The 13,879-nt window shown below is 65.0% G+C and carries 15 protein-coding genes; 5 read left to right on the top strand and 10 right to left on the bottom strand.

Annotation, left to right across the window (positions count from 1 at the left end; all coding sequences use genetic code 11):
- Positions 1-146: 146 nt before the first annotated feature.
- The 6 genes from ACVRRC_RS12440 to ACVRRC_RS12415 all read right to left on the bottom strand — a co-directional run bounded on the left by ACVRRC_RS12440 (position 147) and on the right by ACVRRC_RS12415 (position 4,497).
- The gene (locus ACVRRC_RS12440; RefSeq protein ID WP_472997073.1) at positions 147-1,433 is read right to left on the bottom strand and encodes a hypothetical protein; all 1,287 of its coding nucleotides are present in this window, start codon (positions 1,431-1,433) and stop codon (positions 147-149) included.
- Between the two features lie 47 nt (positions 1,434-1,480).
- Positions 1,481-1,978, bottom strand: a complete 498-nt coding sequence (locus ACVRRC_RS12435) for a curli production assembly protein CsgB (RefSeq protein ID WP_472997072.1) — start codon at positions 1,976-1,978, stop codon at positions 1,481-1,483.
- Positions 1,979-2,204: 226 nt separating this feature from the next.
- The gene (locus ACVRRC_RS12430; RefSeq protein WP_013983474.1) at positions 2,205-3,035 is read right to left on the bottom strand and encodes a CsgG/HfaB family protein; all 831 of its coding nucleotides are present in this window, start codon (positions 3,033-3,035) and stop codon (positions 2,205-2,207) included.
- A gap of 21 nt (positions 3,036-3,056) precedes the next feature.
- Entirely contained in the window at positions 3,057-3,473 is a 417-nt protein-coding gene (locus ACVRRC_RS12425; protein ID WP_011913961.1) for a curli assembly protein CsgF, read from the bottom strand.
- A complete protein-coding gene (gene csgE / locus ACVRRC_RS12420; protein ID WP_013983473.1) occupies positions 3,470-3,853 on the bottom strand; it encodes a curli production assembly/transport protein CsgE in 384 nt (127 codons plus the stop codon). The genes ACVRRC_RS12425 and csgE overlap by 4 nt, the downstream gene beginning before the upstream one ends.
- Positions 3,850-4,497, bottom strand: a complete 648-nt coding sequence (locus tag ACVRRC_RS12415; protein ID WP_011913959.1) for a helix-turn-helix transcriptional regulator — start codon at positions 4,495-4,497, stop codon at positions 3,850-3,852. The genes csgE and ACVRRC_RS12415 overlap by 4 nt, the downstream gene beginning before the upstream one ends.
- Before the next feature lie 211 nt (positions 4,498-4,708).
- On the opposite strand from ACVRRC_RS12415, the gene ACVRRC_RS12410 reads away from it, so the two are divergent.
- The 3 genes from ACVRRC_RS12410 to ACVRRC_RS12400 all read left to right on the top strand — a co-directional run bounded on the left by ACVRRC_RS12410 (position 4,709) and on the right by ACVRRC_RS12400 (position 6,942).
- Complete coding sequence (locus ACVRRC_RS12410) at positions 4,709-5,344, top strand: LysE family translocator (RefSeq protein WP_472997071.1); 636 nt, start codon at positions 4,709-4,711, stop codon at positions 5,342-5,344.
- 73 nt (positions 5,345-5,417) lie between these two features.
- Positions 5,418-5,873 carry a VOC family protein gene (locus tag ACVRRC_RS12405; RefSeq protein ID WP_019405940.1) on the top strand — a complete coding sequence of 152 codons (456 nt, stop codon included), beginning with the start codon at positions 5,418-5,420 and terminating at the stop codon, positions 5,871-5,873.
- A gap of 94 nt (positions 5,874-5,967) precedes the next feature.
- The gene (locus ACVRRC_RS12400) at positions 5,968-6,942 is read left to right on the top strand and encodes an SDR family oxidoreductase (protein WP_011913956.1); all 975 of its coding nucleotides are present in this window, start codon (positions 5,968-5,970) and stop codon (positions 6,940-6,942) included.
- Positions 6,943-6,951: 9 nt separating this feature from the next.
- Here the strand turns inward: ACVRRC_RS12400 and metR are convergent, their stop codons facing one another.
- Both metR and ACVRRC_RS12390 read right to left on the bottom strand, forming a co-directional pair.
- Positions 6,952-7,878: a transcriptional regulator MetR gene (gene metR / locus ACVRRC_RS12395; protein WP_011913955.1), complete on the bottom strand. Its 927-nt coding sequence runs from the start codon at positions 7,876-7,878 to the stop codon at positions 6,952-6,954.
- A 154-nt stretch (positions 7,879-8,032) separates the two neighbouring features.
- Positions 8,033-8,623, bottom strand: a complete 591-nt coding sequence (locus ACVRRC_RS12390) for an exopolysaccharide biosynthesis protein (protein ID WP_014597259.1) — start codon at positions 8,621-8,623, stop codon at positions 8,033-8,035.
- A 161-nt stretch (positions 8,624-8,784) separates the two neighbouring features.
- On the opposite strand from ACVRRC_RS12390, the gene metE reads away from it, so the two are divergent.
- Complete coding sequence (metE, locus tag ACVRRC_RS12385; RefSeq protein WP_068506251.1) at positions 8,785-11,100, top strand: 5-methyltetrahydropteroyltriglutamate--homocysteine S-methyltransferase; 2,316 nt, start codon at positions 8,785-8,787, stop codon at positions 11,098-11,100.
- A gap of 25 nt (positions 11,101-11,125) precedes the next feature.
- On the opposite strand, the gene glpD is transcribed toward metE, so the two are convergent.
- A complete protein-coding gene (glpD, locus tag ACVRRC_RS12380; RefSeq protein WP_472997070.1) occupies positions 11,126-12,670 on the bottom strand; it encodes a glycerol-3-phosphate dehydrogenase in 1,545 nt (514 codons plus the stop codon).
- A 71-nt stretch (positions 12,671-12,741) separates the two neighbouring features.
- On the opposite strand from glpD, the gene ybaK reads away from it, so the two are divergent.
- Positions 12,742-13,212 (top strand): Cys-tRNA(Pro) deacylase, encoded by a 471-nt coding sequence (gene ybaK, locus ACVRRC_RS12375; protein ID WP_048329598.1) that lies wholly within the window; start codon positions 12,742-12,744, stop codon positions 13,210-13,212.
- A gap of 7 nt (positions 13,213-13,219) precedes the next feature.
- On the opposite strand, the gene ACVRRC_RS12370 is transcribed toward ybaK, so the two are convergent.
- Complete coding sequence (locus tag ACVRRC_RS12370; RefSeq protein ID WP_472997069.1) at positions 13,220-13,750, bottom strand: ankyrin repeat domain-containing protein; 531 nt, start codon at positions 13,748-13,750, stop codon at positions 13,220-13,222.
- Positions 13,751-13,879: the final 129 nt, after the last annotated feature.

Raw genomic sequence — 13,879 nt, 5'->3', positions numbered from 1 at the left:
AGCTTGCTTCAGTTTGGGGCGAGGGCGATGGCGGATCGCCAGGGTTTCGACCGAAACGGTGCAGCCGCACGGCGGTCGGGCGATGAGAAAGGTGGGATGCAGGCGTGCGACTGCCGGCGCGAGGCCGGCAGTCGGTGAGCGCCAACTCAGTGCTGGGTGACCAGCGCGCTGTTGTTGGTGCCGTTCTGGTTGATGTAGGCAGCGTTGCCGTAGCCGGCCTGGCTGACCAGGGCGTCGTTGGCGAAGCCGTGCTGAGTGACCTTGGCCAGATGGTCGTAGCCACTCTGAGTCAGCATCAGCTCGTTCAGGGTGCCTTCCTGACGCACGGTGGCCAGGTTGTCGCCGCCGGTCTGCTCGATGTCGCTGCTGTTGTGCCAGCCATGGCTGACGCCGACGATTTCATTGTCGCTGCCGTTCTGCACCGCGTTCAGCTCGTTGCCGACGCCGTCCTGCTGGAAGTGCAGTTCGTTGCCGCGACCCTGCTGATCCACCGAGGCGACGTTGAACCCGCCGTGCTGGATGGTCTTGGCGGTCTGATTGCGGCCGTGCTGGTTGATGTCGGCCTCGTTGGCTGTGCCGAACTGCTCGGTGGTCGCGGTGTTGTTGCCGCCGAACGGGCTGTTGCTCTGTGTGATGCGCGAATCGTTGCCGTTGCCGTACTGCAGCGCAAAGGCGTTCTGCGCATTGCCACTCTGGTCGATGTCCACCCGGTTGTTGTTGCCATCCGACAGCATGTAGGCCTCGTGCTGGTGGCCGGTCTGGGAAACCATGGCGTCGTTGCGCCAGCCGACCTGCTCGACTTCCGCGATGGAGCCGATGCTGGCGACCTGAGTGACATGCGCATCGTTGTCGGTGCCCTGCTGGTCGACAAGGGCGCGGTCGCCCCAGCTGGCGGTCTGGGTGACGCTGGCATTGTTCAGTTCGCCGTCCTGTACCAGCTTGCCCTGGCTATTGATCGCAGCGCTCTGGGTGATCAGACCATAGTTGTGCTTGCCGGTCTGCTCGGTGTTGGCGCTGCTGGTCGTGGTGCCGGTCTGGAAGGTTTCGGCAACGTTGTGAATACCGTTCTGGTTCTGCGTGGCGCCGGTCTTGTAGGTACCGGTCTGTTCGACCGTTGCGTCATTGCCCCAGCCGCGCTGGTTCTGCGTAGCGGCGGTCAGCGCGGTGGCGCTCTGCTGGGCATCGGCGACGTTGTAGTTGCCAGCCTGGGACTGCGTTGCGGTCGTCTCCCGCGAGTGGCTCTGCTCGACCGTCGCCTGGTTGCCGAAGCCGCTCTGGCCCTGCTTGGCCAGGTTGCCCGAACCGCCGCTTTGCAGCACTTGCGCGACATTGATGATGCCCAGCTGGTCCTGCTCGGAGGTGTTGTTGGCCGCGAAAGCCTGGGCAGTGGCGACAGTCAGGATGGCTGCTACAAGAGGTTTGAACTTAAACATTTTTGTCACTCCATGGATGTTTTAAGTACAGCGGTATTTCCCTGGGATTAGCGGTACTGGCGAACCACTACCGTCAGACCGCGGCCGCTCTGGCTGACATTGCTGCTGTGCCCGCTGCCGGTCTGTTCGATGAGGGCGCGATTGCTCGAGCCCTGCTGTGCGATGGCGGCACGGTTGTCCGCGCCGATCTGTTCGATCTGGGCCTCGTTGCCGAAGCCGTCCTGGCTGATCAGCGCCGCGTTGCCCTGGCCGATCTGTTCGATCGAGGCGCTGTTGGCGTAGCCGTTCTGAAAGATGTAGGCCTCCAGCTCCGCGCCGCTCTGGGCGATGCGTCCGGTCATGCCTTGCCCGGCCTGCTGAACGACCGCGAGCGCACCCTGCGCGCCGCTGGCGGCCTGACCGAAAACGGATGAGTGAATGGCGGAAGGAACGAGTTCATTCGGGGCCAGATCGCCCGGAATGGCGACCTCGGCATGGCCGTAAGCGGCCAGCAGGAGAATCATGGGCAACAGCAGGTCATGCGCAATCCGTTGCGAGCGTTTCATGGGCGTCCTGTCCTGATCGAGCTCAGATACCGACATGTTTGCCTCGATTCAGTGCAGAAAACATCCATCCAACGATTGAAAGTGTTGTCTGTTGGTGCGCAAGAGGTGTTTACGTGGACGCGAAAAACACCGCGGTAGCAGCGCGCGGTGTCGGTTGCATGATCGGGGCTGTCGTCAGGGCCGCTGGCGACGGAGCACCGGCCGGCGTTGCGCCGGCCGGTGTGTGTCAGTTCAGCTTGCTCAGGTACTTGCTCAGCGCAGGGTGCTCGCTGCCGTTGCCTTCGGCGGTCTGCCAGAGACGGCGTTCGACGCCCTGAGCGATCAGGTGGGCGACGGCAGCCTCGATGGCGGAGAGCACGCACAGCTGCGCGGGCTCGTTGGTGGTGTAGCCTGCCTCGGCTTCCAGCAGTTCCTTGAACTCGATGAACTTGTAGACGTTGGCGCTGCGGCCGATGGAGAAGATCGTCTTGGTGGTCATCACGTTGGACAGCACTCGCCCGCTGCGCACGTCGATGGCCCGCAGGTTCACCGTCACCTGGTCGACGCGATACTCCTGCGAGACGCCGATGCCCAGGTAGCGTGCGCCCTGGCCGCCGCTGCGCACGTTGGTTTCGTAGGCGACGATGGCGCCCTCCATGATGATGTTCGCCGCCAGCAGCGAGGGCAGTTCGGACTGGATATTGGGCGCGACATCCGGCTTGGCCTGGGAGGCACGAATGATCTTGCGCTCGGTCAGCACGTTCTGCAGGCCTTCGCGCTCGAGCACCACGAACCAGCCGCTGGCCTGCATGGCATCGACCAGCATGCTGGCCGCGCCCTGGGTCACCGCGGTGGAGAAGGAGCTGGCAGGGGTCGGTTTGTACTGCCCGGTCTGGTCGCGGAAACCGTACACCGCAGCCACCAGCGGGCCTTTCGGGCGCGGCAGCGCCAGCAGGTCCTGGTAGGTGGAGGTGCGTGGGGTCAGCGTGGGCGGATGCTGGTCGGCAGGCAGGGGCTCGCGAATGCTGCAGCCCTGAAGTAACGCCATCATCCCTATGGCTACGAATAGGCTTCTCATGGCCTTTGTTTCTCCTTGGGGTCAGTTCTGCCCGACGATGATTTCGGACATTTCTCCGGTGAGGCGGTCGGTGATTTCCACGATGAGCATGCCGGCGTCGCCGTTGTAGACGCGCACGATGAAATCGTCGGTGGTCACGGTGCCGGTCTTGCCGCTGCTCACGCCACTGAGCAGGTCGCCCAGCAGGCGCGACTCCAGCTGGCTGGTGAAGCGATCCAGCGCGGACTGGTTACCGAACAGCGAGGAACGATCCAGCGCATCCGGATCCTTCTTGTTGTTCTGCGCCTGGGCATTGCCCAGTAGCCAGGCACCGTTGAGCGGGCTGCCACCGAAGGATGGATTGACCGGGGTATAGACCAGCTCGGTGGCGCTGGCGCCGGCACTGAGCAGCAGGCCGCCGAGCAGCATGCCGAGGGGCTTGTGGGTGTGCGGTTTCATAATTCGTCCTTGGCCATGTCAATGTTGTCTTCGAACAGCGCTTCGATCTTTCGCCGATTGATTTCCTCAACCACGAAGTCGGCCGCCTCATAGGCCGGCTCCTTCATGTCCGCCACGTTGGGCTGCAGAAAGCGTCGGTACAGCGTCTGGTTCTCGTGCTCGACCCAGACCAGAACGCCCCAGCGCGCCGAGGGCCTCTCCTTGATGGCAAGGTTGAAGTCCAGGCCGCTGATGTCGTTCAGGCGCTCGCAGAAGCGCAGGTAGAACTCGTGACCGGAGCGGGAAATCGTGTTGTTGGTGATGAAACCCTGCAGCTCGGCTTCGTCTGCCTGGGCCGTCAGGCCCACCAGCAGCAGAAGCAGCGCGCCGGTGCGTTTCACGACACCGCCTCGCTGACGTGCGCGAGTACCAGCGAGGCGCCCTGGGCACGGTTGCTCGCGCCCAGTTTGCGCAGTGCGTTGTGCACATGGCTCTTGATGGTATGGATGCTCAGGTGCAGCTTCTCGCCGATCTCCGCATTGGAAAGACCCTGACCGGCGAGGGCGAGAATCTGCTTCTCCCGCAGCGTCAGTTCGTCGATCACCTGATTGGCGCTGCTCAGCTGCCGGTAGCGTGACAGCAGTGCCTCCATCAGCTCCCGTGGCAGCCAGTCGCCGCCGGTGAGCAGCGTGCGGATGCCGCGAACGAAGATGGTGCGCGGGGTGGCGCGGTAGAACACGCCACGGATCCAGGGGTGGGTTTCGACCAGCCGGCGCGCCTGGTCCGGCTGCGCATTGACCAGCGCGACCGGCGTGTCGCCGATTTGCCTGAGCAGGTGAACGTTGGTGTCGCGGTCGTAGCTCCCCACGTCGAGCAGCACCAGCGCTGCCTCTACCTCGCCGCGCGGTGCCGAGGCGTGGCTGAGCGTCCAGTCGGGGCAATCGTACAGATGCTGCCGCAGGGTGCTGTTGAGCGAGCTGCTGGCCGAAAGCAGCAGTACACGGGGGGAGTTGGGCTGATAGGCCGGCACGACGTCGTCTTTCATTCGCATGTCCTTTGCTGAATGTTGAAGGGGAGTCCTGGACGCGTGGGCTTAAGCATCCACGCGCAACTGAAAGTAGTTCAGCTTTGCGACAAAAAAAAGTCAAAAGTTGAAATTCGTGTCAGCTTTCCGACGAAGAGGGGCGGGTGATTTTCTACTGGCGCGGCTGCAGTGAAGTTCCTACGCTGATGCGGTTGGCAGATGGAGACCTGCGATGAGCGATCCCTTTTTCTGGATGGTGTTCTTTTCGGCTGCGCTGGCGCTCAACCTGTCGCCCGGCCCGGATCTGCTCTACGTGTTTTCCCGAACGCTCAGCGGCGGCCGGCGCATCGGCATCATTTCCGCGTGCGGCGTTTGCAGCGGGGCGCTGGTGCACGTGGTGTTCGCCGCGCTGGGTATTTCGGCGATCCTGGCAACGTCGGCGCTGGCGTTCACTGTGGTCAAGTACGTCGGTGCGGCCTATCTCCTCTACCTGGGCTTCCAGGCGCTGCGCTCGGCCGGTGCCGGCGGAACGCTGGCGCCCAACGCAGTGCCGCAGGCGTCGGCCTGGAAGGCCTATCGACAGGGCGTTCTGGTCGACCTGCTGAACCCCAAGGCGGCGATCTTCTTCATGGCCTTCCTGCCGCAGTTCGTGCGCCCCGAGCACGGCGCCGTACCGCTGCAGCTGCTGGTGCTGGGCGTGCTGGTCGTGGTGGTGGCGATCGTCGTCGAATGCGCGCTGGTGCTGCTGGCCGCGCGGGCGACCACGGCGCTGCGCAGCAATCCCGCGGTGAGCCAATGGCTCGACCGCGCGCTGGGCTCGATCCTCATCGGCTTGGGAATACGTCTGGGCCTGAGCGAGCGCATCTGAGGGAATTGCACGGCCCGGTACGGTTCTCAACTGGGGAAGGTTGCCGATCGGCAATCCACGACGGGAGCTGCGTATGTCAAATCAGAGCAAGCACACCTGCGCGACGCTGATCCCCTGCCTGCGCTATCGCGATGTCGCCGCCGCCATCGATTGGCTGGGCCAGGCCTTCGGCTTCGAATGCCAACGCCAATATCGCGATGAGCAGGTGGGCATCACCCACGCGCAGCTGGCCTTCGGCAACGGCATGGTGATGGTGGCACCGGTGATCGATTCCGAATATGGACGGCTGCTGCGGCAGCCGGACGAGATCGGCGGTGCTTCTACCCAGGGCCTCTACGTGATCGTCAACAGCGCCGATGCGCTTTATGCCCAGGCGAAGGCCGCCGGCGCGGAAATCGTCATCGAGCTCAAGGACGAGGATTACGGCGGTCGCGGTTTCAGCTGCCGCGACCCGGAAGGGCATCTGTGGAGCTTCGGCACCTACGACCCCTGGGCGGACGAAGCGGCCGGCACCGTGGCGCAGGCCTGAAGCCGAACGGCCGCTGCGCCGACCATCGGCGGGAATGATCGTCCCGCCGCGGTTGTCAGCTTAGCTACAGACGACTGCGGAGGGAGGAATGACGATGGCCCATGCAAATCTCCACGGCGCCCTGGTGGTGCTGACCGGCGCCTCCAGTGGCATCGGTCGCGCCGCGGCCCAGGCGTTCGCACGGCAGGGCGCGCGCCTGGTGCTGGCGGCGCGTGATGCCGAAGCTCTGGCGGAAACCGCCGACGAGTGTCGCGCGCTCGGTGGCGAAGTGCTGGTGGTGCCCACCGACGTCACCCATAGCGATGAAGTGGAAGCCCTGGCCAGCGCGGCGGCGGAGTTCGGACAAGGGCGCATCGACGTCTGGATCAACAATGCCGGCATCGGTGCGGTCGGTGCCTTCGATGAGACGCCGCTCGATGCCCACGAGCAGGTGGTGCAGACCGATCTGCTCGGCTACCTGCGCGGTGCCCATGCGGTTCTGCCGTATTTCAAACAGCAGCAGCGCGGCGTGCTGATCAACACGCTGTCGGTGGGCAGCTGGGTCGCGCAGCCGTTCGCGGCGGCCTATTCGGCGAGCAAGTTCGGCCTGCGCGGGCTGTCCCAGGCGCTGCGCGGCGAGCTGGGGCCTTGGCCGGGCGTGCACATCTGCGATGTCTATCCTGGCATCGTCGACACGCCCGGTTTCCGCGACGGCGGTAACTATGCCGGACGCTCGTTGCAGCCACCGCCACCCCTGATCGATCCGCGTCAGGTGGCCAACGCCATGGTCAGCCTGGCATTGCATCCGCGGCACACCACCTCGGTCGGCGCCACCGCGACCCTGCTGCGTCTGGCGAACTTCCTTACACCGGGCTTTGATCGGCTCAACGGCCTGATCACCGGCTTCGCCCTGGGCCGGGCACAGCGTGTGCCGACGTCGTCGGGCAATCTGTTCCACCCGCCGCTGGGGCAGCGGCGCATCGACGGTGGCTGGCGTTCGGCGGTCGATGGCGATAAGCACTGGCTACTGATCGGCGGTATCGCGGCGGCGGCCGTGGGTGTCTGCCTGTGCCTGACGCGGCGGCGCTGAACGCCCGGGTCAGCGACCCTTGGGCGCGGCGCTGACACCTTCAAGGGTGGCAAAGGAGGTGTCTTTGGCCGTCAGCAGGAAGTCGCGCATGAACGGCGAATCGAGCATGTCTGCGCGAATGCCGGCATAAAGCGTGGCGAACAGGCCCTTGTCGCCGAGACGCTTGGCGGTGACGTAGCCGCGCGAGCTGTACTCATGCAGGGCCCAGTTGGGCAGACAGCAGACCCCGCGCCCCGATGCGACCAGCTGCATCATCATCACGGTGAGCTCCGAGGTGCGCACCTGCGCGGGTTCGATATCGGCCGGTTCTAGGAAGCGGGTGAAGATGTCCAGGCGATCCCGCTCGACCGGATAGGTGATCAGCGTCTCGCTGGCCAGATCCTCTGGCCGTACGTACGGCCGCGCGGCCAGCGGGTGCTGGTTAGCCACCGCGAGCAACGCCTCGTAGGTGAACAATGGCACATAGGTGATGCCCGGCAGCTCCAGCGGGTCGGAGGTCACCACCAAGTCGAGATCGCCGCGGGCCAGGGCTGGCAGCGGCGCGAAGGAAAATCCGGACGCCAGGTCCAGCTCCACTTCGGGCCAGGCGTCGCGGAACTGGTCGATGGTCGGCATCAGCCACTGGAAACAGCTGTGACATTCGATTGCCATGTGCAGGCGGCCGGCCGTGCCACCGGCGAGGCGGGCCAGGTCGCGTTCGGCACTGCGCAGTTGCGGCAGCATCAGGTCGGCCAGTTGCAGCAGGCGCAACCCGGCGCTGGTGAAGCGCACAGGGCGGGTCTTGCGCACGAACAGCTGCAGGCCGAGGCGCTCCTCCAGCTCCTTGAACTGATGGGAGAGCGCCGACTGGGTCAGGTGCAGGCGCTCGGCGGCTTCGACGAGACTGTCGGTTTCCCGCAGTGCATGAAGCGTCTTCAGGTGGCGAATTTCCAGCATGCCGAACTACCTTGCGAAGCGGGATCGGCACCGCGCTGAGCGACAGGCGAGCGAATCCCAGAAAGAGGGTGAAGATGAGCGAGGCTCATCCTTCGCAAGTGTGTCGCAGCGCCCCCATGCTGTCGAGAGGCCGCTATCGGGCGTCAAGACCGGCTCACAGCCAGAGTCGGGACACCATGAAGGCCAGACCGAAGAAGAACAGCAGGGCGGCGATGACCATGGCGCCGTCGCGCGCCATCATGCCCAGGCCCAGCACGCTGAGCCCGGCGCCGGCGATGGAATTGCCGAACGGGATCAGCTCCAGCGGCGGCATGGTGGCGGCGATCGCCAGGCAGAGCACGGCGTTCAGCCGCGTCGCGATGCCGCTGGTGAGGAAGGTCAGCCGGCGCCGCAGCAGGCGGTCGATGTATCCGGAGATGTGTTGGAGAAAGCCGATGGCCTTGTCGTACTTGCTGCGCGAGGCGCTGCGCTTGAGCAGCCACCTGGGGAGCCAGAAGCGCTCGCGGCCGAACAGCAGTTGCACGGCGATCAGCGACACCATTACGGCAAAAACGCTGGGCAGTCCCGGAATGCCCGATAGCGGCGACAGCACCAGTAGACCCGGCACCAGCAACAGCGCACCGAAGCTGCGCTCGTCGGTCGCCTGCAGCATGCACTCGATGCTTACCGGCTCACCCGGCTCCCCGGCCTGCTCGAGGCGTTCCAGCAAGCGTTCGAGGTTCTGCGGTGGTGTTTCGGAATTCATGAGGGCGCCTTCAGGTTGGGTTCTGGTTTAGAGCCCTGGGTGCGCCAAATGCTCCAACATGAATATTTCTTACTTTGAAATGTAATTACGTGAGTTTGTTTCATTGGCTTGGCCCGCGGACAATCCTCGCATTCATGTAGAACGACATTTCGGAGTGAGTAATGGCTGTAGCGCATAACCTTGGCTTTCCACGCATCGGTGCGGATCGCGAACTGAAAAAGGCCCTCGAGGCGTACTGGAAAGGCGAGCTGGACGAGCAGGGCCTGCGTCAGGTCGGTCGCCAACTGCGGGCGCGCCATTGGCAGGCCCAGCTCGACGCCGGCATCGAGTTGCTGCCGGTGGGCGACTTCGCCTGGTACGACCAGGTTCTGAGTCATTCCTTGATGTTCGGCGTCATCCCGCAGCGATTCCGTCCGGCCGAAGGCCAGGCGACGCTGGACACCTTGTTCGCCATGGCGCGCGGCGTGGCCAGGAGTTGCTGCGGTGGTGCCCAGGCTCAGGAAATGACCAAGTGGTTCGATACCAACTACCACTATCTGGTCCCGGAGTTCAGCGTCGACCAGCAGTTCCAGCTGTCCTGGACGCAGCTCTTCGAAGAGGTCGAAGAGGCCAAGGCGCTGGGGCATACCATCAAGCCAGTGCTGATCGGCCCGCTGAGCTATCTCTGGCTCGGCAAGCTCAAGGGCGACGCGGATCAGACCCAGGCCTTCGACAAGCTGGAGTTGCTGGACCGGCTGCTGCCGGTTTACGGCGAGGTGCTGGACCGGCTGGCGGCGCAGGGAGTCGAGTGGGTACAGATCGACGAGCCGATTCTGGCGCTGGACCTGCCGCAGGACTGGAAGAATGCGTTCGAGCGCGCCTACAACCTGTTGCAGCGGGCGCCGCTGAAGAAGCTGGTCGCCACCTACTTCGGCGGCCTGGAAGACAATCTCGGTCTGGCTGCAACCCTGCCGGTGGACGGCCTGCACATCGACCTGGTGCGCGCCCCGGAGCAGTATCCGGTGATTCTTGATCGCCTGCCGGCCTACAAGGTGCTGTCGCTGGGGCTGGTCAACGGGCGCAACGTCTGGCGCTGTGATCTGGACAAGGCGCTGGAAGTGGCACGGCATGCGGCCGAACGCCTGGGCGAGCGCCTGTGGCTGGCGCCGTCCTGTTCGCTGCTGCACAGCCCCGTCGACCTCGAGCGCGAGGACAGGCTGGACGAGGAAGTGAAGAGCTGGCTCGCCTTTGCGGTGCAGAAGTGCTCGGAAGTCGCCACGCTCGCCCGGGCCATCGACGATCCGCAGGACGCCGAGGTGCAGGCTGCGCTCGCCCGCAGCCGCGTAGTCCAGGCGGCCCGCGCGCAGTCGCCGCGCATCCACAAGCCGGCGGTACAGGCACGCCTGGCCGCCATCGAGGCCAAGGACAGTCGGCGCACGTCGGTGTTCGCCACGCGCATCGAGCTGCAGCGCGCGCGGCTGCAGCTGCCGGCATTCCCTACCACGACTATCGGTTCGTTCCCGCAGACGCCGGCGATCCGCCTGGCGCGGCAGGCTTACAAGCAGGGCAGGTTGTCGCTCGGTGACTACACCGAGGCGATGCAGGCCGAAATCCGCCATGCGGTGGCGGTGCAGGAGCAGATCGGCCTGGATGTGCTGGTGCATGGCGAGGCGGAGCGCAACGACATGGTGGAGTACTTCGCCGAACAGCTCGAAGGTTACGTCTTTACCCGCTTTGGCTGGGTGCAGAGCTACGGCTCTCGCTGCGTCAAACCGGCGATCATCTATGGCGATCTGAGCCGTCCGCGACCGATGACCGTGGACTGGATCCGGTATGCCCAGCAGCAGACGGACAGGATCATGAAAGGCATGCTCACCGGTCCGGTGACCATGCTGATGTGGTCGTTCGCCCGTGAGGACGTGCCGCGCGAGGTGCAGGCGCGACAGTTGGCGCTGGCCATTCGCGACGAGGTCTGCGACCTGGAGGCTGCCGGCATCCGCATCATCCAGATAGATGAGGCGGCGTTCCGCGAAGGCCTGCCGCTGCGCCGCGAGCAGTGGCGGCACTACCTGGACTGGGCGGTGGAGGCGTTCCGCCTGTGCGCCAGCGGGGTGCGCGACGAGACGCAGATCCACACGCATATGTGCTACAGCGAATTCAACGACGTGATCGAGTCCATCGCGGCGATGGATGCCGACGTCATCACCATCGAGACCTCGCGTTCACAGATGGAGCTGCTCGAAGCGTTCCGTGCCTTCGACTATCCGAATGACATCGGCCCGGGCGTCTACGACATCCACTCGCCGCGCGTGCCGGATACCGCCGAGATGGTGCAGCTCCTGGAGAAGGCCGCCGAGTGCATTCCGGCCGAACGACTCTGGGTGAACCCGGACTGCGGGCTGAAGACTCGTGGCTGGCCTGAGACCGAGGCGGCGCTGGTCAACATGGTGGCAGCTGCCCGGCAGCTGCGCGCGGCGCGAAGCGCCAAGGTCGCCTGAGCGATGGCGCTGTCCGGGGCTCGTGTCAGCCCTGGGCGGCGTGGTCGAAGGTCGTCAGGCGTTCGGCGGTCCGGCTGTCCATGTACTGCTGCAGGCGTGCCGTTTCGGCGGCTTGCAGGAACAGCCCGAGCTTGGTTCGGCGCCAGAGAATGTCGTCAACCGTAAGCGCCCATTCCTCGACGATCAGGTAATCCACCTCGCGGGCATACAGCCCGGCGCCGAAGCATTCGCCGAGATCCTGAATGCGCTCGGTGCCCTTTAGCAGCAGCCAGCTGCGCGTGCCGTAAGTGTTCGTCCAGCGGCGGGCGACCGGGCCGGGGAGCCATGGGTAGCTGGCGCAGAGGGCATGGGCCAGAGTGGATGGATCATCGAAATGTTCGCCGCCGGGCAGCGTTGCTCCGCGGGTCCAGGCGCCTTTCATTTCCGGAAACAGCGGTGCCAGCTGGGCCAGGGCTGCTTCGGCGAGCTTGCGGTAGGTGGTGAGCTTACCGCCGAACACCGAGAGCAGGGGCGCATCGCTGCCGCCGTTGTTCAGTGTCAGGGTGTAGTCGCGGGTGATGGCCGATGGTTGGTCTGACTCGTCATCGCACAGCGGGCGGACGCCGGAGTAGCTGTGGCGGATGTCTTCACGGGCCAGCTGGTGTGTGAAGTGCGCATTGACGATGTCCAGCAGGTAATCGATCTCGCCGTCGGCGATCTGCACCCGGGTCGGGTCGCCGTGATACTCCTGATCGGTGGTGCCGATCAGGCTGAACTGCCCGAGATAGGGAATGACGAAGACGATGCGCCGATCCTCGTTCTGCAGGATGTAGGCATGGTCCCCATCGTAGAGCTTCGGCACCACGATGTGGCTGCCCTGAATCAGGCGCATGCCGTGGGGGGAGCGTTGGCGAAGCTGTTCATCGAAGAAGGACGCCACCCAGGGGCCGGTGGCGTTCACCAGGGCGCGCGCCCGGATGGAAAAGCGGCTGCCGTCGTCGCGCTCCAAGTGCAGGTGCCACAGCCCCTTGCTGCTGCGCGCGCTGACGCAACGGGTGCGGGTGTGGATATGCGCGCCCTGCTCACGGGCAGCCATGGCGTTGAGCACCACCAGGCGGGCATCGTCGACCCAGCAGTCGGCGTATTCGAAGCCGTGGCTGATCTCGTGCTTCAGTGGGCTGTCGGCGCCGAAGCGCACGCTATGCGAAGCGCCAAGCTTCTCGCGCTTGCCGAGGTGGTCGTAAAGGAACAGGCCGGTGCGGATCATCCAGGACGGGCGCAGGTGCGGTCGGTAGGGCAGCACGAAACGCAGTGGCCGAATGATGTGTGGCGCCTTGGCCAGCAGTATCTCGCGCTCGGCCAGCGCCTCGCGCACCAGACGCAGTTCGTAATGCTCGAGGTAGCGCAACCCGCCATGTATCAGCTTGCTGCTGGCCGACGACGTGTGCTCGGCCAGGTCGCCCTGCTCGCAGAGGAAGACTGTCAGGCCACGACCTGCGGCGTCTGCCGCAATTCCCGCGCCGTTGATGCCGCCGCCCACAACGGCCAGGGCGTAGACTTCCGCGAGCGGTGCAAGAAGAGGATGATTCATGGGCGCTTGTGACTACCGAACGTTGATCCGTTACGTTACCGCCATTCATCAATCATTAGCACTACAAAGCCATGACACCCGCCATCGACCTGTTGAAAAAAGCCCGCGCCGAGCATCGTGTGCACAGTTACGAGCACGACCCGAAGTCCGCTTCCTATGGTCTTGAGGCCGCCGAGAAACTGGGACTCGAGCCCGCGCAGGTGTTCAAGACGCTGCTCGCCTGCACCGAGAAGAACGAGCTACTGGTGGCCGTGGTGCCGGTGGCCGGCACGCTGGATCTGAAGGCACTGGCCCAGGCTGCCGGGGCGAAGAAGGTGGAAATGGCCGACCCCATGGCCGCGCAGCGGGCCACCGGCTATCTGGTGGGCGGCATCAGCCCGCTGGGGCAGAAGAAGCGCCTGCGCACCTTTATCGACAGCTCCGCACAGGCGCAGCCGAGCATCTACGTCAGCGCCGGCCGTCGCGGGCTGGAAGTGGAGCTGGCACCGGCAGTGCTGGCCGAGCACACAAGCGCAGCGTTCGCCCCCATCGGTCGCAGCTGACGGCGCATCAGGCTTGAGCGGCGGCGATGCGCTGCAGCAGCGCCACTGCCTCGCTCGCACCCATCATGCGCGCCGCCGCCAGAGGCGTGGTGCCTCCGGCATCGGTCGCATGCGGGTCGGCGCCCTGCGCCACCAGCCACTCGACGATCGCGGTGTGATTGAACATAGCGGCCATCATCAGTGCGCTCTTGCCGTCTGCGCAGGGGCTTTCGACATCGGTGCCTCGCTCGACGAGCAGCCTGACCATCGGCAGGTCACCCTTGAACGCGGCGCCCGCCAGCGGCGTATGGCCGCGGCGGTTAGCCAATTGCGCGTCGGCGCCGTGGTCGAGCAGTACGCTGGTGGCGGCGAGGCGGCCATGGTAGCTGGCCAGCATCAGCAGGCTGTCGCCGGCATGATTGCGCAGGTCCGCCGGCATGCCCTGGCTGAGCAGGTGACCGAGCCTGATGCTGTCGCCGCTGCGTGCGGCATGAAACACATGCTCGGCGAACGCCAGCGTGGCGTCATCCAGTTCTGCGGGTCTTGTTCGCGCTTGCATCGCATTCCTCCAGGCAAGATCGGCGGGCGCCGTGTTGGCAGCCATTGTCTGCACGCCGTCCAGGGCGCTCCAGGCAAGCCTTTCTATGCCTCGGATAGAGACGCTTGATACCGCCGCCCCGTAGGCCGC

It is taken from the genome of Stutzerimonas sp. LR2, assembly GCF_055755175.1.
The sequence above is the reverse complement of the archived record's forward strand: the minus strand, read 5'-3'. Positions and strand labels throughout refer to the sequence as shown.

Coding starts and splice junctions, on each gene's coding strand:
- ACVRRC_RS12440 (WP_472997073.1), bottom strand. CDS start 1,433: ATGTTTAAGTTCAAACCTCTTGTAGCAGCCATCCTGACTGTCGCCACT.
- ACVRRC_RS12435 (WP_472997072.1), bottom strand. CDS start 1,978: ATGAAACGCTCGCAACGGATTGCGCATGACCTGCTGTTGCCCATGATT.
- ACVRRC_RS12430 (WP_013983474.1), bottom strand. CDS start 3,035: ATGAGAAGCCTATTCGTAGCCATAGGGATGATGGCGTTACTTCAGGGC.
- ACVRRC_RS12425 (WP_011913961.1), bottom strand. CDS start 3,473: ATGAAACCGCACACCCACAAGCCCCTCGGCATGCTGCTCGGCGGCCTG.
- ACVRRC_RS12415 (WP_011913959.1), bottom strand. CDS start 4,497: ATGAAAGACGACGTCGTGCCGGCCTATCAGCCCAACTCCCCCCGTGTA.
- ACVRRC_RS12410 (WP_472997071.1), top strand. CDS start 4,709: ATGAGCGATCCCTTTTTCTGGATGGTGTTCTTTTCGGCTGCGCTGGCG.
- ACVRRC_RS12405 (WP_019405940.1), top strand. CDS start 5,418: ATGTCAAATCAGAGCAAGCACACCTGCGCGACGCTGATCCCCTGCCTG.
- ACVRRC_RS12400 (WP_011913956.1), top strand. CDS start 5,968: ATGGCCCATGCAAATCTCCACGGCGCCCTGGTGGTGCTGACCGGCGCC.
- metR (WP_011913955.1), bottom strand. CDS start 7,878: ATGCTGGAAATTCGCCACCTGAAGACGCTTCATGCACTGCGGGAAACC.
- ACVRRC_RS12390 (WP_014597259.1), bottom strand. CDS start 8,623: ATGAATTCCGAAACACCACCGCAGAACCTCGAACGCTTGCTGGAACGC.
- metE (WP_068506251.1), top strand. CDS start 8,785: ATGGCTGTAGCGCATAACCTTGGCTTTCCACGCATCGGTGCGGATCGC.
- glpD (WP_472997070.1), bottom strand. CDS start 12,670: ATGAATCATCCTCTTCTTGCACCGCTCGCGGAAGTCTACGCCCTGGCC.
- ybaK (WP_048329598.1), top strand. CDS start 12,742: ATGACACCCGCCATCGACCTGTTGAAAAAAGCCCGCGCCGAGCATCGT.
- ACVRRC_RS12370 (WP_472997069.1), bottom strand. CDS start 13,750: ATGCAAGCGCGAACAAGACCCGCAGAACTGGATGACGCCACGCTGGCG.